This is a genomic window from Streptomyces sp. NPDC107517 (assembly GCF_055582645.1).
Genome location: NZ_JBVJPM010000004.1, coordinates 399,253 through 418,219, shown reverse-complemented (window position 1 = coordinate 418,219; position 18,967 = coordinate 399,253). Strand labels below are relative to the sequence as shown.

Below are 18,967 nucleotides of genomic sequence, written 5' to 3'. Positions count from 1 at the left end.
GCGGCGCGTCACTGGAGCTGAGCGCGGAAGCCCAGGCTCGCCGAGGTCAGGCCGCCGTCGACCGGGAGGGTGACCCCGGTGATCCATGCCGCGTCCGGCGAGGCGAGGAAGGTGACGGCCGCCGCGATGTCCTCCGGCTCGCCGACCCGCCCCAGCGGGTAGAGGCCGCTGACGGCGTCCAGGGCGGCGCCCCGGCCCGACCAGGCGGGGGTGCGCACCGTGCCCGGCGCGACGAGGTTGACGCGGACGCCGCGCGGGCCCGCGTGGCCGGCGAGGGTGCGGGTGAGCGAGCCGAGGCCCGCCTTCGCGGCGCTGTAGGCGTGATTGCCGTAGTCCTGAAGGCCGTTGACGGATCCGATGCTCACGATCGCGCCGCGGCCCGACGCCACCAGGTGGGGCAGCGCCGCACGGCAGCAGCGGTACGCGCCGGTGAGCGTGATGTCGAGGTCGCGGGCCCACACGTCGTCCGGCTCGTCCTCGAAGCGGGCGGCGTCCGGGGTGCACGCGTAGGCGTTGTTGACGAGGACGTCGAGGCTCCCGAACTCCGCGACGGCGGCCGCGACCGCCGCCTCCACCGATTCGCGCGACCCGACGTCGCAGGTGAACGCCCTTGCCGCGCCGCCGTGTTCACGGATTCCGGCGGCCGTCTTCTCCGCCGCCTGCGGATCCACGTCGGTGACGGCGACCTGCGCCCCCTCGGCGGCGAACCTGTGCGCGGTGGCGGCGCCGATGCCGCGCGCCGCGCCGGTGATCATGACCCCGTACCCCTCGAAGCGCCTCATGGGCCGACGCTACCCGGCGCGCGTCCGGGGCACACTGCGGTCATCCGGCGAGCGAGGCGCGCACGGCCCGCACCAGTGCCTGGGCGCGCGGGTCGGCGGTGACGCCCTTCTGCATGCCGTTCGTGACGTACCCGAAGGCGATCCCGGACTCGGGGTCCGCGAAGCCGAGCGGGCCGCCCCGTCCGGGGTGGCCGAAGGAGCCGGGGCCGAGGAGAGGGGAGGCGACGCCGTGGAGCATGTAACCGAGTCCGAAGCGGGTCGGGACGACGAGCACGCGGTCGGCGCCCGAGGACGCCTCCGTGCGGGCGGCGTGAGCCGTGTCCGGCGTGAACAGGCGGGTGCCGCCGTCGACTTCGCCGATCAGGGCCGCGTAGAAGCGGGCGAGTCCCTCCGCCGTGCCGACGCCGTTCGAGGCGGGCAGCTCGGCGGCGCGGTAGGCCGGGTCGTTCTCGTCGGGCGCGGGGGCGATGGCGCCGAAGGCGCGGCGGGTGAGGGAGCCGGGGTCGGCGTACGCGTCGGCGACGTTCCGCCTGGGGCGGGTGCGCAGGCCGCCGCCGGACGCTGCCGGGGGTTCGACGGGGCCGATGAGACCGGCGCGGTGCGCCTCGGCCGCGGGCAGGCCGACCCACAGGTCGGCGCCGACGGGGGCGGCTATGTGCTCGGCGATCCAGGCGCCGACGGTGCGGCCGGTGACGCGGCGCACGAGTTCGCCGGTGAGCCAGCTGTAGGTCTGCGCGTGATAGCCGTGGTCGGTGCCGGGTTCCCAGGCGGGGGCCTGGCCGGCGACGGCCGCGGCGCCGGTGTCGGGATCGGCGGCCTCGGCGGGGGTCAGCGGGCGGTCCAGCGCGGGCACCCCGGCGCGGTGCGCGAGGACGTCACGGACGAGGACGTGCTCCTTGCCGTGCTCCTTGAACTCGGGCCAGTGGGCGCCGACCGGCGCGTCCAGGTCGAGCTCTCCCCGCTGGTGCAGCAGGAGCAGCGCGGCGGCGGCCACGCCCTTCGTGGCGGAGCGCATGATCTGGGCGGTGCCGCGCTCCCAGGGGGCGCCGCCGCTCACGTCGCGGGTGCCGGCCCACAGGTCGACGACCTTGTGTCCGTCGCGGTAGACGACCACGCCCGCGCCGCGCTCGCCGAGCGCGTCGAAGTTGTGCGCGAAGGCGTCCCTGACCGGTTCGAACCCGGTGGCCACTGTGCCGTTCATGTCACTCACACCGGGTGCAACAGCCATGGATCGCTGAGGATTCCTGGGCCCTCAGACCTTCACTGACTTCGGGTCGAAGCCGAAGGGGAGCTCCAGGCGGTGTGCGCGCATGAGGTCCTCGTCGGCGAGGAGGTCGCCGGTCGTCCCGTCGGCCGCGATCACGCCCTCGCTGAGGATCACCGAGCGCGGGCAGAGTTCGAGCGCGTACGGCAGGTCGTGCGTGACCATCAGGACGGTGACGTCCAGCGACCGCAGGATGTCGGCGAGTTCGCGGCGCGAGGCCGGGTCGAGGTTCGACGAGGGCTCGTCCAGGACGAGGATCTCGGGCTCCATGACGAGGACGGTGGCGACCGCGACGCGGCGGCGCTGCCCGAAGGAGAGGTGGTGCGGCGGCCGGTCGGCGAAGCCGGCCATGCCGACCTGGGCGAGGGCCCTGTGCACGCGGGCCTCGAGTTCGGGCCCCTTCACCCCGGCGGCCGCGGGCCCGAAGGCCACGTCCTCGCGGACGGTCGGCATGAAGAGCTGGTCGTCGGGGTCCTGGAAGACGATGCCGACCTTGCGCCGGATCTCGGCCATGTGCTGCTTGCCGACGGGCAGACCGGCGACGGTCACGGTGCCGGCGCCTCCGGTGAGGATGCCGTTGAGATGCAGCACGAGGGTCGTCTTGCCCGCGCCGTTGGGCCCGAGCAGGGCGACGCGCTCACCGCGGCCGATGGTCAGGTCGACGCCGAAGAGGGCCTGGTGCCCGTCGGGGTAGGCGTAGGCGAGACCACCGACCTCGAGCGAGACGGGAGAGAGCGGGGCGGGGGAAACAGTCACAGCAGCCATCCCAGCAGACAGACGACAAGAGCGGCACAGGGGAGGGTGAGGGCGTACGACCACTGCGTGCGGGACGCGCTCACGTCGTCGATGACCGGCATCGATCCGGCGTACCCGCGGCTGACCATGGCCAGATGCACGCGCTCGCCGCGCTCGTAGGAGCGGATGAAGAGGGCGCCCGCGGACTTGGCGAGGACGCCCCAGTGCCTCACGCCGCTCGCCTCGAAGCCGCGCGACTCCCGGGCGATCTTCATGCGGCGCATCTCGTCGGTGATCACATCGCCGTAGCGGATCATGAACGACGCGATCTGGACGAGCAGCGGCGGCAGCTTGAGCCGCTGCAGGCCGAGGAGCAGCTCGCGCAGCTCCGTCGTGGAGGCGAGCAGGACGGACGCGGCGACGCCGAGGGTGCCCTTGGCGAGGACGTTCCAGGCGCCCCACAGGCCGTTGACGCTGAGGGACATCCCGAGGACGTCGACTCGCTCGCCCTGCGCCACGAACGGCATGAGGACGGCGAAGGCGACGAACGGGATCTCGATGAGGAGCCGCTTGAGGAGGAAGGCGGCCGGGACCCTGGCCGCGTACGCGACGGCCGCGAGCAGCACCGCGTACAGCGCGAACGCCCACATCGCCTCGCGGGGCGTGGAGACGACCACGATCACGAAGCAGAAGACGGCGGCGAGCTTGGTGTGCGGCGGCAGGCCGTGCACGGGCGAGTGCCCGTGCCGGTAGAGCTTGTGCGCGTGCCCCGCCCCCATGTCAGGCGGTCTCCGTGCTCCGGCTCGGGGAGGTGTCGGCGGTGCGGCGCCTGCGCAGCGCCCAGAAGACGCCGCTGCCCGCGACGACGGTGACGCCGACGCCGATCACGCCGGCCAGGCCGCCGGAGAGCCGGGCGTCGCCGACGTCCTTGACGCCGTACCCGGCGAGCGGGGAGCCGTCGGAGGCGTGCTTCTCGGTCTTCTGGTCGATGCCCTTGTCGTGGGCGACCTTCTCCAGGCCGTCCGGGCTGGCGGAGGCGTAGAAGGAGACGAAGCCGGCGAGGACGAGGGAGGTGACGAGGCCGGTGATCCAGACCTTGCGGTGGGAGCCGCGGGCGGCGACGGGCGCGGGCGCGGTGTCCGGGGCGTCGACGAGTTCGCCGCCGACGCGGAGCTTGAGCGGCCGGTGCAGGCCGCGGGCGCCGTACACGAGGTCGGGGCGGACGGCGACGACGGCGCCGACGGTCAGCGCGGTGATGACGGCCTCGCCGATGCCGATGAGGACGTGCACGCCGACCATCGCGGTGGCGACCTTGCCGATCGAGACGTCGGTGGTGCCGCCGATCGCGTAGATCAGGGTGAAGACGACGGCCGCGGCCGGTACGGACAGGAGCGCCGCGACGAAGGAGGCGACGGTGATGGAGCGGCGCCCCCGGGGCAGCACCTTCACCAGGCCGCGGAAGACGAGGTAGGCGACGACGGTCGTGGTGATCGCCATGTCGGTGACGTTCACGCCGAGCGCGGTCAGGCCGCCGTCGGCGAAGAGCACGCCCTGCATCAGGAGCACCACGGACACACAGAGGACGCCGGTGTAGGGGCCGACGAGGATCGCGGCCAGTGCGCCGCCCAGGAGGTGGCCGCTGGTGCCCGCCGCGACGGGGAAGTTCAGCATCTGCACGGCGAAGATGAACGCGGCGACGAGGCCCGCGAGGGGGGCCGTCCGCTCGTCGAGTTCGCGCCGCGCGCCTTTCAGGCTGACGGCCACGGCGCCCGCGGCGACGACACCTGCGGCCGCCGAGACGGGGGCGTTGATGAATCCGTCGGGGACATGCATGGGTGAAAGCTCCGCTTCGGGGCACGCGACAGGTTCGCGAGGGGGACAGGCGACCGTCCGATGATAGTGCCTTGTTGCGAACTGCTTGCAAGAGCGCCGGAGACACAATTAACCCAGCGGCAACCCCCGGACACATAGCCGCACATATGACTTATATGGGACATTAGATGACAGCACGGACAAGACGACGAGGAGTCCCCGATGTCTGACGTCGAGCAGTACGCACCCGCCCACCTCGTCACGGACTCCCCAGAGGAGGCGCCGGCCGTCCCGGCAGTCCTGAGCTACGACGGACGCGTCCACCTCACCGTCCCCGAGAAGGGTGACTGGACCTTCCCCCGAGAACTCCTGGAGCAGGGGCTGCGCGCCCCGACCACCGTGGGCGACGTCCACATCTGGCCGTGCGGCCGCGTCCAGGCCGTCATGGAGTTCCACTCGCCGAAAGGGGTGGCGGTCGTGCAGTTCGAGAAGAAGGCGCTGGTGCGCTTCCTTCGCCGGACGTACACGGCCGCCACCCCGGTGGCTCACTGAGAGCCGGTCGGACAACCGGTCAATGCCGGTACCCGGTCACGCGCGGACCAGCTCCCGGTCCTCCTCCGCGGAGTCGTCGCCGGAGACCGTCTTCAGGCCCTCGCCCTCGACGTCCACGTTCGGCAGGATCCGGTCGAGCCACTTCGGCAGCCACCACGCCCGCTTGCCGAGCAGCGCGAGGACGGCCGGCACGATCGTCATGCGCACCAGGAACGCGTCGAAGAAGACCGCGATCGCGAGCCCGAAGCCGATCATCTTGACCATCTGCTCGCTGGAGCCGATGAAGCCCGCGAAGACGGCGATCATGATCACGGCCGCGGCCGTGACCACCCGGGCCCCGTGCTTGAAGCCGGTCACGATGGCCTGCGCGGGCCGCTCCCCGTGGACGTACGCCTCCCGCATGCGGGTCACGAGGAAGACCTCGTAGTCCATCGCGAGGCCGAAGACCACACCCACCATGAAGATCGGCATCATCGACATGATCGGCCCGGTCTGCTCCACGCCGAACAGCGAGCCGAGCCAGCCCCACTGGTAGACCGCGACGACGGCGCCGAGCGCGGCGACCACCGAGAGCAGGAAGCCGAGCGCCGCCTTCAGCGGAACCAGGACCGACCGGAAGACCACCATCAGGAGCAGGAACGCGAGGCCCACGACGAGCGCCAGGTACGGCACGAGCGCGTCGTTCAGCTTCTGCGACACGTCGATGTTCATGGCCGTGGTGCCGGTGACCAGGACCTCGGCGCGGGTGTCCGCCTTGATGTCCGCGCCCTTGTCGCGGATCGTGTGGACGACGTCCTCGGTCTGCGTGGAGCTGGGCTTGGACGACGGCACGACGGTGATCGTCGCCGTGTCACCGGCCTGGTTGAACGCGGCCGGGGTGACCGTCTTGACCCCGTCGGTCGCCGCGATGTCCTTGGAGACGCGGGCGACCGCGTCCTTCGGGTCCTGCGAGTGTTTCACGTCGACGACCGCCACCAGCGGACCGTTGAAGCCGGGCCCGAAGCCCTCGGAGAGCAGGTCGTACGCCTTGCGCTGCGTGGTGTCCGTGGGCTGGACCCCGTCGTCGGGCAGGCCCAGCTCCAGCGAGGACACCGGCACGGCCATCACGCCGAGCCCGACCACCGCGGTCAGCAGCACGGCCACCGGCCGGCGCAGCACGAAGCTCGCCCAGCGGGTGCCCATGTTCGTCTTCGGCTCGGGCTTCTTCTCGGCGGCCTGGGCCTTGCGGGCCTTGCGGCCGTGGACCCGCTTGCCGGCGTAGCCGAGCAGCGCCGGGATGAGGGTGAGCGCGATGAGGACGGCGATGGCGACCGTGCCGGCGGCGGCGATGCCCATCTTCGTCAGCATCGGGATGTTGACGACGGCGAGCCCGACCAGCGCGATGACGACGGTCAGACCGGCGAAGACCACGGCGGAACCCGCGGTGCCGACGGCCCGTCCGGCCGCCTCCTCGCGGTCGCGGCCCTCGGCCAGCTCGGCGCGGAAGCGCGAGACGATGAACAGCGCGTAGTCGATGCCGACCGCGAGGCCGATCATCATGGCCAGCGTCGAGGTGGTGGTACCCAGGTCGAGCGCGTTGGCCAGCGCGGTGATCGACGAGACGCCGATGCCGACACCGATCAGCGCGGTGAGCAGCGGGAGCCCGGCCGCGACGAGCGAGCCGAAGGTGATCACGAGGACGACGGCGGCGATCGCCACACCGATGATCTCGGTGGCCCCGGTCTCCGGCATGGCCTGCAGCGCGTCACCGCCGACCTCGACGGTCAGCCCGGAGTCGCGCGCCTCGTCGACGGTCTTCTGGAGCGCGTCGCGGTCGGCGTCCTTCAGCTCCATCGAGGAGACCTTGTAGGAGACCGAGGAGTACGCGATCGTGCCGTCCTTGCTGACGGTCTTCGCGACGAACGGGTCGGCCGCCGCGGCGACCTCCTTCGAACCGGACCCGAGCTCCGCGACGGTCTTGCTGACCTCGGCCTTGTTGGCCGCGGACGTGATCTTCTCGCCGTCGGGCGCCTGGAAGACGACACGTGCGGTGGCGCCGTCGGCGCTGGAGCCCGGGAAGCGCTGGTCGAGCAGGTCGAAGGCCTTCTGGGCCTCCGTCCCCGGAATGGAGAAGGAACTGGACGCCGCCGTGGGCGCGGAGGCGGCGCCCACCCCCGCGAGGGTGAGCAGCGCCACCCAGATCAGGGCGACGAAGTGCCTGCGGCGGAAGGCGAGCTTGCCGAGTTTGTAGAGGAACGTGGCCACGAGGGCGTACTCCCGGTCAGTCGTATGGGGGCAGGGGTGATCAGCCCGACGACGTGAGCGGTCGCGTCAGGTGCTCGGGTGTGACGGGTCTTGGGTGGAGAAGGGGTCAGGCGCCGAGAGCGGGGAGGACCACGGCGTCGATGTAGGAGGCGACGAAGGCCTGGGTGGGCGGCTGTTCGTCGATGAGGGTCCGGGCCATGAAGGCACCGACGATCATGTGCAGGACGTAGTCGAGCGCCGGGTTGTCCGCACGGATCTCGCCCCGGTCGACGGCGCGCCGCAGCACATGCCGGAGCTCCTCCATCTCGGGCTCGATCAGCAGCTCGCGGAAGGCGCGCAGGAGATCCGGGTTCTCGTGGACCGCCATGGCCAGGCCCCGCATCAGCGCGGATCCCTGGGCCATCTCGCAGTCGTCCTCACGGAGGACCAGTTCATGGAAGTCGCCCCGCAGCGACCCGGTGTCGATCTCGCTCAGACGCGACGGCTTCTGGTGCCGCAGCGCTTTCACGACCAGCTCGGCCTTGCTGCCCCACTGGCGGTAGAGCGTGGCCTTGCTCGACCGGGTGCGGGCGGCCACGGCGTCCATGGTCAGGGCGTCGTAACCGACCTCGCGGAGCAGTTCGAGCACGGCGCCGTACAGCTCGGCCTCGCGCTCGGGCGTGATCCGGCTGCGGCGCGTCGCCGCGGCTTCAGCCATGAGTCACTCCTGTTCCGGTCCAGACAGTGCGTACGAAACCGTTTCGTACAGAATTACTGTACGACCTCACTTAACGAAACGAAACCGTTTCGTACGTGTCCTGCGCCACAAGCCGCATCCGCAAGCGGGCGAACCACAAGTTGCCGGGGGCCGTTGAGCGGAAAAGCATGGGTGGGTGAGCGACAACGCGTACCTGCGGTTTCCCCATCTGCACGAGGACCGGCTCTGCTTCGAGACCGAGGACGACCTCTGGGTCGCCCCGCTCGACCGGCCGGGCCGGGCCTGGCGGGTCACGGTCGACCGGACCAAGGTGAGCAGCCCACGGTTCTCGCCGGACGGCCGCCACATCGCGTACACGACCTGGCGCAGCCTGGACCCCGAGATCCACCTTGCGCCGGTGGAGGGCGGACCCGCCCGGCGCCTCACCTACTGGGGCAGCACGGACACCCAGGTCCGCGGGTGGACACCGCCCGACAAGGACGGGCGGACCGTCATCCTCGCGGTGGCCTCGCACGGCCAGCCCTTCTCGTACTTCACCTGGGCCTACGACGTTCCCACCGACGGCTCCCCCGGCGGGAGGCTGCCCTGGGGCCCCGTCTCCGACATCGCGGTCGCCGAGATCGACGGCGAGCGCAGGACCCTGCTCCTGACCGGCACTCCCCCGCACGAGCCGGCCTCCTGGAAGCGGTACCGGGGCGGCGCCCAGGGCCGCCTGTGGCTGCACGGCGAGCAGCTCGTCGCCGACCTGGACGGGCATCTGGAGGCACCGATGTTCGTGGCGGGACGCATCGCGTTCCTCTCCGACCACCAGGGCATCGGCAATGTGTACTCCTGCCTGCCCGACGGCTCCGACCTGCGCCGCCACTCCGACCACGACGCGTTCTACGCCCGCAACGCCTCCAGCGACGGGACCCGGATCGTCTACCAGTGCGCCGGCGACCTCTGGATCATCGACGACCTCTCCGCCGGCTCCGTGCCGCGCAAGCTGGACGTGCGCCTCGGCGGCCCGCGCGTCGGGCGCCGCCCCTACCAGGTGCCGGCCGCCCATCACGTCGACGGGCTCTCCGTCGACGAGACGGGCCGGGCCAGCGCCGTCGTCGTCCGCGGCAGCCTGTACTGGCTCACCCACCGCGACGGCCCCGCCCGGACCATCGCGGACACCCCGGGCGTGCGGGTCAGGCAGCCCGAGATGCTCGGCTCCGGCGGGCAGGTCGCGTACGTCACCGACGCGGAGGGCGACGACGCGATCGAGATCTCGTACCTGCCGCGCGCGAGCGGTGAACGCGAGCCGCGCCGCCTCGCGTCCGGGGAGCTCGGACGGGTCCTCGAAATGGTCAGCGACCCGGACGGCGAGCGCCTCGCCGTCGCGTCGGACGACGGCCGCCTCCTCCTCATCGACACGGTCGAGGAGGAGGAAGGAGCGGAAGGAACAGAAGGAGCGGCGGAACAGGCCGGCGAGGTCACCGAGCTGATCCGGTCGATCAACGGACCCGTGCGCGACCTGGCGTTCTCGCCGGACGGCGCCTGGCTCACCTGGTCCCACCCGGGTATCGGGCGCTCCCTGCGGCAGATCAAGATGGCCCGGATCAAGGACCGGACGATCATCGACGTCACCAACGGCCGCTTCGAGGACGAGAACCCGGTGTTCACGCGCGACGGCCGCTATCTCGCCTTCCTCTCCTGGCGCGGCTTCGACCCGGTGTACGACGTGCACACCGGCGACCTGTCCTTCCCGCTCGGCTGCCGCCCGTACCTGGTGCCGCTGTCGTCCGCGACGCCCTCCCCGTTCGCCCTGTCGCCCCACGGGCGCACGGCCGCGGGCGGGCTCGACCCGACGGAGGACTCGGTGGCCGACGGCGCGCCGTCCGTGGAGATCGAGGGCCTGGCGAGCCGCGTCGTGCCCTTCCCGGTCTCCGCCTCCAAGTACTCGGCGCTCCATCCCGTCTCGGGCGGCGGCCTCGTCTGGCTGCGCTGGCCGATCTCCGGCGCGCTCGGCGAGACCTTCGTCAACCCGGCCGACACCTCGGGCCGCCCCACCCTGGAGCACTTCAACCTCACCAAGGGCAAGAAGACCGAACTCGTCACCCACCTCGACTCGTTCGCGGTCAGCGGCGACGGGTCACGCCTGGTCGTCGTCGACGAGGGCGAACTGCGGGCCGTCCCCTCCACGGAGACCGGCGACAGCGACTCCACGGTCTGGATCGACCTGCGCCGCATCCTGCACGAGGTGGACCCGGCCGCCGAATGGCGCGGCGCGTACGAGGAGGCCGGGCGCATCATCCGCGCCTACTACTGGGACCCGAAGATGTGCCACATCGACTGGGACGCGATCCTCGCCCAGTACCGGCCGCTCGTCGAACGGGTCGCGTCCCCCGACGAGTTCGCCGACCTGCTGCGCGAGGTGCTCGGCGAACTCTGCACCTCGCACGCCTACGTCGCCGCCGCCCGCCGCAACGAGGGCCCGCCCCACTACCAGCGCGCCCAGGGCCTCCTCGGCGCCAACTTCGTGCACCGCGACGAGGGCTGGCAGCTCGTCCGCATCCTGCCCGGCGACTCGTCGGACTCCAAGGCACGCTCCCCCCTCGCCGGCAGCGGCATCCGCGAGGGCGCCGTCCTCACGCATGTCGACGGGCGCCCGGTCGACCCGGTGGCCGGCCCCTTCCCGCTGCTCGCGGGTTCGGGCGGCACGACGGTCGAGCTGACGTTCCGTCCCGCGGAGGGCGAGGGCCGCCCCCGTCGCGTCGCCGTCGTCCCCCTCATCGACGAACGTCCGCTGCGCTACCAGGACTGGGTCGCCAAGCGCCGCGCGGTCGTACGGGAACTGAGCGGCGGCAAGTGCGGCTACCTGCACATCCCCGACATGGGCGGCTCAGGCTGGGCGCAGTTCAACCGCGACGTGCGCATGGAGGTCTCCCGGCCGGCCCTGATCGTCGACGTGCGCGGCAACGCGGGCGGCCACATCAGCGAGCTGGTCATCGAGAAGCTCACCCGCAAGATCCTCGGCTGGGACCTGACGCGCAACGCCCAGCCCGTCTCGTACGCGTCGAACGCCCCGCGCGGTCCGGTCGTCGCCCTGGCCGACGAGGCCACCTCGTCCGACGGCGACATGATCACCGCGGCGTTCAAGCTCCTCGGGCTCGGCCCGGTCGTGGGCCAGCGCACCTGGGGCGGTGTCGTCGGCATGACGGGCCGCCACACACTCGGCGACGGCACGGTCATCACGGTGCCGATGAACGCGGCCTGGTTCCCCGAGTACGGCTGGTCGATCGAGAACAAGGGCGTCGAACCGGACATCGAGGCCCTGCGCACCCCCCTGGACTGGGCGGAGGGCCGCCACGCCCAACTCGACGACGCGGTCTATCTGGCCCTGGACCTCCTGGTCGCCGGCCCGGCGAAGACTCCCCCGGACTACACGAACACGCCGAACCACGCCCGCCCCGAACTCCCGCCGCGCTGACCCCGACCAACGCGCGCCATCAGCTGCTGACAGCGATGGGCGGCTGTGGGCGGCAGGCCCCCGCCCACGCACAGAAGACGAGGGCCCCCCGGCGTCCCGGGTGACCCTCGTCCGACTGGCTCAGTGAGCCGAAGCGTCAGGCGTCATAGTCCTGGTCGAACCTGTCCTGCGCTTCCTGCCGCCGCCGCTCGGAGTCCTCGGACTGCGAGCCACGCTCACGTCGCATGTCGTCCTGGATGTGCGACGTGCGCTCGCTCGCCTGGTCCCTGCCTTGACCGGAACGCTTCTTGGCCTGGTTGGCGAGCTGCTCTGCCTTGTCCTGGAACTGGTCCTTCATGCCCATGCGATTCACTCCCGTTTTTGGGTGAGGGGGTCGGGCCTCGACCAGATTCACATGCCAGGACAGAGCGCGCATTTCGATCAGTCACGGACCGTGTCCGACCCCAAAAACCGCAGGTCAGCGCCGCACAGAAAGCGTCAGCGCCCCCGTGCGGACTCGTCGGCGGCGCCCCCCGCCCCGACGAGCCCCGTCGAGACGCTCTTCAGGCGCGGCTCGAACCGCCGCATCTCGCGCTGCCCGACCGCCCCGATGACCCCGGGCAGATAGCCGCGGATGCCCTGCATGCCCCGCAGCCACCACTGCGCGTACACGTGCGAGGACCGCCGCTCGATGCCCGCGACGATCCGGTCCACGGCCGGGCCCAGCGGATACGTCTTGTTCGACGGCCACGGCAGCCGCTGCCGCAGCTCGCGCATCACGTCGTCCTGGTCGGCGCCGCGCACCATGTCGGTGTCGGTCCACGACAGGTAACCGACCCCGACCCGTACGCCCTTGTAGCCGACCTCGGCGCGCAGGCTGTGCGCGTACGCCTCGACGCCGGACTTCGACGCGCAGTACGCGGTCATCATGGGCGCCGGCGTGATCGCGGCGAGCGACGCGATCTGGAGCAGATACCCGCGGCTCTCCATGAGTACCGGCAGGAACGCCCGCGCCGTGACCGCGGATCCGATCAGGTTGACCTCGATGACGCGGCGCCAGGCGACCGGGTCGGAGTCGAGGAACGGACCGCCGTTGGCGACGCCCGCGTTCGCGACGACGATGTCGACCTTGCCGAAACGCTGCTTGACCTCCTCGGCGACCTGCGCCATCACCACATGGTCGGTGACGTCTGCGTGCCAGAAGTCGCTGTCGGTGTCCAGGCGTTCGGACACCGCCTTCAGCTCGTCCGGCTCCAGGCCGACCAGCGCGATCTTGGCGCCGCGCGCCGCCAGCTTGCGCGCGAGCAGCTCGCCCACGCCGCGCGCGGCACCCGTGACGACCGCTACCTGTCCTTCGAGACTGACCCTGCTCATGCGGATGCCGCTCCCTTCAACCCGTCGTTCGTCTCGTCGTTCGTGACATACCCGGCCAGTTCACGGATGCGCTCCGTGACCAGGTCGGGCGCTTCGACGGGCGTCATGTGCCCGAGACCGGTGAGTTCGGTGAGCCCCACGCACTCCGGCAGCGTCGCCGCCAGACGACGTGCGTGCACGACGGGGGTGAGCCGGTCGGCCGTACCCGCGATGACCGCCGTCGGCACCCGCAGCTCGGCCACTCCCTCGTCGAGTTCGAGCTCGGCGAGGACGTGCGACCAGTGGTGGCGCACCTTGGTGGGGCAGGCGTGCACGATGCGGGCGCAGGCCTCGACCTTGTCCCGCGACGACCCCGGGCCCATGGTCGCGTAGCGCAGGACCTTCTTGCCGAGCGGCGTGACGGGCCCGAGCGGCGCCCTCGCGCCGAGCACGGCCGTCGTGATCCGGGTCCGCAGCCGCCCGGGCCGCAGCGGCAGCACGGTCGACTCGGCCACCAGCTGCGAACTGCCCGTGCTGCACAGCAGGACCGCGGCCGCGTGCTCACGGAACTTCGGCCGCCGCGAGGCGGCCATCATCGTCATGCCGCCCATGGAGTGCCCGGCGAGCACGGCCTTCTCACCCGGCGCGAGCGTCGCGCCGAGCACGGCCTCCAGGTCGTCGGCGAGCATCTGTGTCGAGTAGGGGGCCTGCGCCGCCGGACTGCGACCGTGGCCGCGCTGGTCGTAGGCGACGACCCGGTGGTCGGCGGCAAGGGAACGTATCTGCGCGGCCCAGAACGCGGTCGAGCACGTCCACCCGTGGGCGAGCACCACCGTGGGCGCCGCGGCATTGTCGACGGTTCCGTGCACCTCGACGTGCAGCCGGGCGCCGTCGGCGGAGACCGCCGTCAGCTCACGCGCGGCCGCCGGCGGCGCGTAGGGACCGCTCACCACATGCATCAGCCTGCTCATGCCGCTCCCGCCTCCACCTTGCCGCCCCGGCCCTTCTTCGTACGTGCCGCGGGTGCCGCGGCCGGTTTGGCCGCCGGCGCCCTGACCACCTCGTACTCGCCGAGGTCGACCCGGCGCGTGGCGGACCGGAACTCGGTCGTCGTGCCCGGCCACAGCGTGGTGTTCACACCGTTCTGGTCGAGGTACCAGCTGCTGCAGCCGCCGGAGCTCCACACCGTGCGCTCCATCCGGTCCTGCACCCGGCGGTTCCACGCGTTCACGGCAGACACACGCGGGTCGAGCGCGACGCGGCCGCCGAGCACGTCCAACTGGCGTACGTAGTCGGCGAGATAGTTCAGCTGGGACTCGATCATCAGGATCATCGAGGAGTTCCCGAGGCCGGTGTTGGGCCCGATGACGGTCATGAAGTTCGGGAACCCGGCCGCCGTCGCGCCGCGCAGCACCTTGATGCCCTCCTTCCAGGACTCCATGAGCGTGTTCCCCCCGGCGCCCACGACCCGGTCGGCGATCGGCATGTCCGTGACGTGGAAGCCGGTGCTGAAGACGATCGCGTCGACCTCGACCTCGCTGCCGTCGGTGGCGACCAGCGTGGAGCCGCGGATCTCGCTGAGCCCGGAGGCCACGACGTCGACATTCGGCTGCGCGAGGGCCGGGTAGTAGGCGTTGGACAGCAGGATGCGCTTGCAGCCGATGCGGTAGTTCGGGGTGAGCTTGGCGCGCAGGGCCGGGTCCTTGACGGACCGGTGGAGGTTGCGCTTGGCCAGCTGCTCGACCAGGCCCAGCTCGTTGGGCCGCTTCGTGAACGCCTGCACCTGGAGCTCGCGGATGCCCCACAGCAGTCCGCGGCGAGCCTGCGTGGTCAACGGCAGCCGGCGGTGCAGCCAGCGCTCGGCGCCGGTGATGGCACGGTCGGCGCGCGGCATGACCCACGGCGGGGTGCGCTGGAACAGCGTCAGCTTCGCCACGTCCCGCTGGATGGCCGGCACGATCTGGATGGCGGAGGCGCCGGTGCCGATCACGGCGACGCGCTTGCCGCGCAGGTCGTAGTCGTGGTCCCAGCGCGCGGAGTGGAAGACCTTGCCGGGGAAGGCGTCGAGGCCCTTGATGTCCGGCATCTTCGGGTCGGACAGCGGGCCGGCCGCCGAGATGACGATGTCCGCGGTGAGCGTCCCCTGCGAGGTCTCGACCACCCACCACAGCTTCTCGGTGTCCCAGCGCGCCTGCTTCACCTCGTGGTCGAAGCGGATGTGCGGGCGCAGCCGGAAGGTGTCGGCGACGCGCTCCAGATACTGACGGATGTGCTCCTGGCCGGAGAAGGTGCGCGGCCAGTCGGGGTTGGGCGCGAAGGAGAAGGAGTACAGGTGGGAGGGCACGTCGCACGCGCACCCCGGGTAGCTGTTGTCGCGCCACGTGCCGCCGACGGCGTCCGCCCGCTCCAGGATCACGAAGTCGGTGACGCCTTCGCGCCGCAGCCGGACCGCGGCCCCGAGCCCGCCGAACCCGGACCCGATCACCGCCACCCGTACGTGCTCATGCTCGTGCTCAGTCATCCCGGCGCCTCCCTGGCCGCACGACTCTGCCAGTGAACACTGGCGCAATGGGGAGCGTAGAGCAGGTGCGTACTGATGGGTAGGGGTCGGGGCCACGAAAGTTACCGGCGGTACAACATAGGGTTCTCACGTGGCGAAGGAAGTGGCGAAGGAAGTGGCGAACGCGGCGGCGAAAGGCCCCGGCACCCGGGAGTTCCGCATGGAGGAGCTCGCGCGGGAGGCCGGCATCACCGTGCGCACCCTGCGCTTCTACCGCGAACGCAAGCTGATCCCGCCCCCGCGCCGCGAGGGCCGCATCGCCTGGTACGACGAGAGCCACCTGGCCCGCCTGCGCACCATCGCCGCCCTCCTGGAACGCGGCCACACCCTCAGCGGCATCGCCGAACTCTCAGAAGCCTTCGACCGCGGCCGCGACGTCGGCGAACTCCTCGGCCTCGGCGAACCGTCCGAGGAGACCCCGGTCCGCCTCACCCCCGAGGAACTGGCCGACTACTTCGAGGGCCAGGTCACCCCGGACAACCTCGAAGCCGCGATGGACCTCGGCTACGTCGGCGTCGACGGCGAGGAGATCGTGCACGTCAGCCGGCGCCTGCTCGACGTCTCCGCCGCCCTGGTCCGCGAGGGCGTCCCGCTCGCCGACGTCCTCTCCGCCGCCAAACGCGTCCGCGCCCACGCGGAGGACCTGGCCGAACTCTTCACCGACCTGGTCCTCTCCCACGCATCCGAACAGGACCTCCAGCGCCTGCGCCCGCTCGCCAAGAGCGTGGTCGAGGCGGAACTGTCCCTGGCCCTGGACCGCGCCCTGGCCAAGAAACCGGAAGAGTAGGCAGCCCTCCGGCTACCTCGGCAACCACCAACGCGCCTTGTAGATGCCGCCGTTGACGAGGGTGTACGAGGCCGGCGGCCGGTGCGCGCTCACCTTCGTCGTCCACCACGTCTCACCCAGGCCACCCTCCGGCACGGTGCTGAGCGCCCGCCCGGTGCGCGGATCGTCCCCGATCGCCTTCACCCCGGGCCGCACGATCTCTGCCGCGCCGGCGAAGTCCTGCACGAAGACCCCGCCCGCGATGTCGTACTGGAACACGGAAGCGCTCGTCGTCACCCACAGCCGCCCCGGCCGCCCCGCCACCGGGAACAGGTCGTGCCCGCCGGGCGACTTCCCCGGCTTGGCGACCGGCAGCCCCACCGACGAAATGCGCGTCAGCGCGGGCCGCACCCGACTGCCACCCACCCGGTACGCGACCAGCTCGTCATCCCCGAGCGCCCACAGCACCTCACGCCGGGCGTCCCAGTGCAGCCCGTGCGCGCCCTTCAGCGCCACCTCGGCACACCGCTCCGAGCGCGGGCCGAGCGACGCGGCGTAGAGCCTCACGAGCGCCCCCGTGCTGCACGCGACGGCCACGTTCCCGTCCGGCAGGATCTCGATGCTGTGCGGGTTGAAGAGATCGTCGCCGGGCCCGAGCGTCGCACCCCAGTACCGTCGCCCCGACGGATACGAGACGACGGCCGCGAACCCGAACGACGCCGTGGTCAGCAGATACGCCCGCCCGCGATGCACCCGCACCTTGGCCTCGGCGGGGTAGACCCAGCTCTCGTCCGGCACGAGATCCCGGTACCGAGGATCCCCGACCGGCGAGAACTCCCACCGCACGCAGGAAGGATCGGCCGCAGGATCCCAGGTGGACCGCCCGGGATCGAGCACAAGAACCCGCTTGCTCGCCTGCTCGGTGACCATGACCGCGGGAGTCCCCGAGGGCGCCCCGTAAGCCACCCCCGGCGACACCACCGCCGCAAGCCCGGCCCCGGCAGCCCCGAGCAGCACCCCACGCCTGGAAGGAATCGCCACCATGAAGTGCCCCCGTACGGCTGCCAGTTGACCTCTCGGGTCACTCACCCTGCACGCGCGCGCCAGAATCTGCCACGCCGCCCGGACGCGGGGACAGCCCTCTACCGGACTTTGTGACGCAGGCCCACTCGTGACCCTGGGGCCACTCGCGCCTCAAGGGCCTACTCGTAGACGACGGTCACCGGCGCATGGTCCGACCAGCGCTCGTCATGCGTGGCGGCCCGCTCGACGAACCCCTTGACCGCCCGTCCGGCGAGCCCGGGCGTCGAGAGGTGGTAGTCGATCCGCCATCCCGAATCGTTGTCGAAGGCCCGCCCCCGGTACGACCACCACGAGTACGGGCCCTCCTCGTCGGGGTGCAGGGAGCGCACCACGTCGACGTAGCCTCCGTCGGCCTCGTCGAGGACCTGTCCGAGCCAGTCGCGCTCCTCCGGGAGGAAACCGGAGTTCTTCTTGTTGGCCTTCCAGTTCTTGAGGTCGGCCTCGCGGTGGGCGATGTTCCAGTCGCCGCACACGAGCACCTCACGGCCCTCGGCGGCGGCCCGCTCCCGCAGCCCCTTCAGATAGGCCAGGAACTCGCCCATGAAGCGGATCTTCTCGTCCTGCCGCTCGGTCCCGACCTCACCGGAGGGCAGATAGAGGCTGGCGACGACGACACCGGGGAGGTCCACCTCCACGTACCGTCCGCTTCCGTCGAACTCCTCGGACCCGAAGCCGATCTGCACGCGCTCCGGCCGACGGCGCGTGTAGAGGGACACACCGGCCCGGCCCTTCGCGCCGGCGGGGGCGTGCACGACGTGCCACCCCTCGGGCTCGCGCACCTCTTCGGGCAGCTGCTCCGGCTCGGCCCGCACCTCCTGGAGGCACAGGACGTCCGCGGAGGTCCCGGCCAGCCACTCCACGAAGCCCTTCTTGGCGGCGGCCCGAAGCCCGTTCACGTTGACACTCGTCACAGTCAGCACCAGGGCACGATACCGGCACACTTAAAACGAACAGCCGCATTCGTCAGCATAGGGATACGATACTTGGCATGACTATTCATCCCGTGACGTCCACCCTCCAGCCCGTCTCCTTCGGGCACCCCGATGCGATCAAGCTGAACGACCGCGTCCAGCTCGAATACGCCGAGCGCTACGGCGACGAAGGCGATGTCACCCCGCTGGACCCGACGATGTTCGACGCCCCGCGTGGCCTCTACCTGATCGCGTACGACGACGGGGGCACCCCGCTCGCCACCGGCGGCTGGCGCACACAGGACCAGAACGACGAGGGATATGCGGACGGCGACGCCGAGCTGAAGAGGATGTACGTCACACCGGAGGCGCGAGGGCTGGGTCTGGCCCGGCGCATACTCGCGGCCCTGGAGGACGACGCCCGCGCGGCCGGCCGTTCCCGCATGGTCCTGGAGACGGGCCTCAAGCAGCCGGAGGCCATCGCCCTCTACGGGTCGAGCGGCTACACACCCTGCAGCAAGTTCGGCCACTACCGCTTCGAGGAACTGAGCCGCTGCTTCGCCAAGGCACTGTGACGCGCGCGACATCGCGGAAAAGGGTGCCCCAGGGAGGGAGCAGGCAGACAAGGCAAGAGCCCCACCGGACGAATCCGGTGGGGCTCTTAATTGCGGTGGACCTGTGGGGATTTGAACCCCAGACCCCCTCGATGCGAACGAGGTGCGCTACCAGACTGCGCCACAGGCCCTTGCAACGAGTGAAACTCTAGCATCCC

At 71.3% G+C, this 18,967-nt stretch carries 17 protein-coding genes and 1 tRNA gene; 4 read left to right on the top strand and 14 right to left on the bottom strand.

The features are described 5' to 3' along the window. Positions 1-8: 8 nt before the first annotated feature. Genes ACZ67T_RS12735 through ACZ67T_RS12715 form a run of 5 tightly spaced genes read right to left on the bottom strand, consistent with a single transcriptional unit; the run spans position 9 to position 4,614 of the window. The gene (locus ACZ67T_RS12735; protein WP_469983564.1) at positions 9-782 is read right to left on the bottom strand and encodes an SDR family NAD(P)-dependent oxidoreductase; all 774 of its coding nucleotides are present in this window, start codon (positions 780-782) and stop codon (positions 9-11) included. A gap of 40 nt (positions 783-822) precedes the next feature. Continuing rightward, on the bottom strand, positions 823-1,983 hold the full coding sequence (locus tag ACZ67T_RS12730) for a serine hydrolase domain-containing protein (protein WP_469983563.1): 1,161 nt from the start codon (positions 1,981-1,983) through the stop codon (positions 823-825). Between the two features lie 51 nt (positions 1,984-2,034). Then, the gene (locus ACZ67T_RS12725; RefSeq protein ID WP_469983562.1) at positions 2,035-2,811 is read right to left on the bottom strand and encodes an energy-coupling factor ABC transporter ATP-binding protein; all 777 of its coding nucleotides are present in this window, start codon (positions 2,809-2,811) and stop codon (positions 2,035-2,037) included. Further along, positions 2,799-3,560, bottom strand: a complete 762-nt coding sequence (gene cbiQ, locus ACZ67T_RS12720; protein WP_383881395.1) for a cobalt ECF transporter T component CbiQ — start codon at positions 3,558-3,560, stop codon at positions 2,799-2,801. Before cbiQ ends, ACZ67T_RS12725 begins: the two co-directional genes overlap by 13 nt. Position 3,561: 1 nt before the next feature. Further along, positions 3,562-4,614: an energy-coupling factor ABC transporter permease gene (locus tag ACZ67T_RS12715; protein ID WP_469983561.1), complete on the bottom strand. Its 1,053-nt coding sequence runs from the start codon at positions 4,612-4,614 to the stop codon at positions 3,562-3,564. Positions 4,615-4,815: 201 nt separating this feature from the next. On the opposite strand from ACZ67T_RS12715, the gene ACZ67T_RS12710 reads away from it, so the two are divergent. Continuing rightward, positions 4,816-5,145, top strand: coding sequence for an SsgA family sporulation/cell division regulator (locus ACZ67T_RS12710; protein WP_469983560.1), 330 nt, complete (start codon positions 4,816-4,818; stop codon positions 5,143-5,145). A gap of 36 nt (positions 5,146-5,181) precedes the next feature. Here ACZ67T_RS12710 and ACZ67T_RS12705 read toward each other — a convergent pair whose 3' ends face one another. Together ACZ67T_RS12705 and ACZ67T_RS12700 are read right to left on the bottom strand one after the other, a co-directional pair. After that, on the bottom strand, positions 5,182-7,389 hold the full coding sequence (locus ACZ67T_RS12705) for an MMPL family transporter (protein WP_469983559.1): 2,208 nt from the start codon (positions 7,387-7,389) through the stop codon (positions 5,182-5,184). A 106-nt stretch (positions 7,390-7,495) separates the two neighbouring features. Then, entirely contained in the window at positions 7,496-8,086 is a 591-nt protein-coding gene (locus ACZ67T_RS12700) for a TetR/AcrR family transcriptional regulator (protein ID WP_469983558.1), read from the bottom strand. A 175-nt stretch (positions 8,087-8,261) separates the two neighbouring features. On the opposite strand from ACZ67T_RS12700, the gene ACZ67T_RS12695 reads away from it, so the two are divergent. After that, complete coding sequence (locus ACZ67T_RS12695) at positions 8,262-11,543, top strand: S41 family peptidase (protein WP_469983557.1); 3,282 nt, start codon at positions 8,262-8,264, stop codon at positions 11,541-11,543. A 136-nt stretch (positions 11,544-11,679) separates the two neighbouring features. Here ACZ67T_RS12695 and ACZ67T_RS12690 read toward each other — a convergent pair whose 3' ends face one another. From ACZ67T_RS12690 to ACZ67T_RS12675, 4 genes are all read right to left on the bottom strand, one after another. Continuing rightward, positions 11,680-11,886, bottom strand: a complete 207-nt coding sequence (locus ACZ67T_RS12690) for a hypothetical protein (protein WP_469983556.1) — start codon at positions 11,884-11,886, stop codon at positions 11,680-11,682. A gap of 134 nt (positions 11,887-12,020) precedes the next feature. Further along, a complete protein-coding gene (locus ACZ67T_RS12685) occupies positions 12,021-12,896 on the bottom strand; it encodes an SDR family oxidoreductase (protein ID WP_469983555.1) in 876 nt (291 codons plus the stop codon). Beyond that, a complete protein-coding gene (locus ACZ67T_RS12680; RefSeq protein ID WP_469983554.1) occupies positions 12,893-13,846 on the bottom strand; it encodes an alpha/beta fold hydrolase in 954 nt (317 codons plus the stop codon). The genes ACZ67T_RS12685 and ACZ67T_RS12680 overlap by 4 nt, the downstream gene beginning before the upstream one ends. Next, positions 13,843-15,396 (bottom strand): flavin-containing monooxygenase, encoded by a 1,554-nt coding sequence (locus tag ACZ67T_RS12675; protein ID WP_469983553.1) that lies wholly within the window; start codon positions 15,394-15,396, stop codon positions 13,843-13,845. The genes ACZ67T_RS12680 and ACZ67T_RS12675 overlap by 4 nt, the downstream gene beginning before the upstream one ends. Before the next feature lie 199 nt (positions 15,397-15,595). On the opposite strand from ACZ67T_RS12675, the gene ACZ67T_RS12670 reads away from it, so the two are divergent. Next, the gene (locus ACZ67T_RS12670) at positions 15,596-16,222 is read left to right on the top strand and encodes a MerR family transcriptional regulator (protein ID WP_469983787.1); all 627 of its coding nucleotides are present in this window, start codon (positions 15,596-15,598) and stop codon (positions 16,220-16,222) included. Between the two features lie 12 nt (positions 16,223-16,234). On the opposite strand, the gene ACZ67T_RS12665 is transcribed toward ACZ67T_RS12670, so the two are convergent. Together ACZ67T_RS12665 and ACZ67T_RS12660 are read right to left on the bottom strand one after the other, a co-directional pair. Then, complete coding sequence (locus ACZ67T_RS12665) at positions 16,235-17,131, bottom strand: DUF6528 family protein (RefSeq protein ID WP_469983552.1); 897 nt, start codon at positions 17,129-17,131, stop codon at positions 16,235-16,237. 272 nt (positions 17,132-17,403) lie between these two features. Further along, positions 17,404-18,225 (bottom strand): exodeoxyribonuclease III, encoded by an 822-nt coding sequence (locus ACZ67T_RS12660; protein WP_383086772.1) that lies wholly within the window; start codon positions 18,223-18,225, stop codon positions 17,404-17,406. 47 nt (positions 18,226-18,272) lie between these two features. Here ACZ67T_RS12660 and ACZ67T_RS12655 point away from each other — a divergent pair, with 47 nt between their 5' ends. Beyond that, positions 18,273-18,770, top strand: coding sequence for a GNAT family N-acetyltransferase (locus ACZ67T_RS12655; protein WP_469983551.1), 498 nt, complete (start codon positions 18,273-18,275; stop codon positions 18,768-18,770). Between the two features lie 96 nt (positions 18,771-18,866). Here ACZ67T_RS12655 and ACZ67T_RS12650 read toward each other — a convergent pair. Next, positions 18,867-18,940, bottom strand: a tRNA-Ala gene (locus tag ACZ67T_RS12650). Between the last annotated feature and the right edge of the window lie 27 nt (positions 18,941-18,967).

Bases quoted from the DNA above. Each gene is read 5' to 3' on its own strand.
- ACZ67T_RS12655 (WP_469983551.1), top strand. From the start codon at position 18,273: ATGACTATTCATCCCGTGACGTCCACCCTCCAGCCCGTCTCCTTCGGG.
- ACZ67T_RS12715 (WP_469983561.1), bottom strand. From the start codon at position 4,614: ATGCATGTCCCCGACGGATTCATCAACGCCCCCGTCTCGGCGGCCGCA.
- ACZ67T_RS12680 (WP_469983554.1), bottom strand. From the start codon at position 13,846: ATGAGCAGGCTGATGCATGTGGTGAGCGGTCCCTACGCGCCGCCGGCG.
- ACZ67T_RS12665 (WP_469983552.1), bottom strand. From the start codon at position 17,131: ATGGTCACCGAGCAGGCGAGCAAGCGGGTTCTTGTGCTCGATCCCGGG.
- cbiQ (WP_383881395.1), bottom strand. From the start codon at position 3,560: ATGGGGGCGGGGCACGCGCACAAGCTCTACCGGCACGGGCACTCGCCC.
- ACZ67T_RS12685 (WP_469983555.1), bottom strand. From the start codon at position 12,896: ATGAGCAGGGTCAGTCTCGAAGGACAGGTAGCGGTCGTCACGGGTGCC.
- ACZ67T_RS12725 (WP_469983562.1), bottom strand. From the start codon at position 2,811: ATGGCTGCTGTGACTGTTTCCCCCGCCCCGCTCTCTCCCGTCTCGCTC.
- ACZ67T_RS12700 (WP_469983558.1), bottom strand. From the start codon at position 8,086: ATGGCTGAAGCCGCGGCGACGCGCCGCAGCCGGATCACGCCCGAGCGC.
- ACZ67T_RS12690 (WP_469983556.1), bottom strand. From the start codon at position 11,886: ATGGGCATGAAGGACCAGTTCCAGGACAAGGCAGAGCAGCTCGCCAAC.
- ACZ67T_RS12710 (WP_469983560.1), top strand. From the start codon at position 4,816: ATGTCTGACGTCGAGCAGTACGCACCCGCCCACCTCGTCACGGACTCC.
- ACZ67T_RS12735 (WP_469983564.1), bottom strand. From the start codon at position 782: ATGAGGCGCTTCGAGGGGTACGGGGTCATGATCACCGGCGCGGCGCGC.
- ACZ67T_RS12670 (WP_469983787.1), top strand. From the start codon at position 15,596: ATGGAGGAGCTCGCGCGGGAGGCCGGCATCACCGTGCGCACCCTGCGC.
- ACZ67T_RS12730 (WP_469983563.1), bottom strand. From the start codon at position 1,983: ATGAACGGCACAGTGGCCACCGGGTTCGAACCGGTCAGGGACGCCTTC.
- ACZ67T_RS12675 (WP_469983553.1), bottom strand. From the start codon at position 15,396: ATGACTGAGCACGAGCATGAGCACGTACGGGTGGCGGTGATCGGGTCC.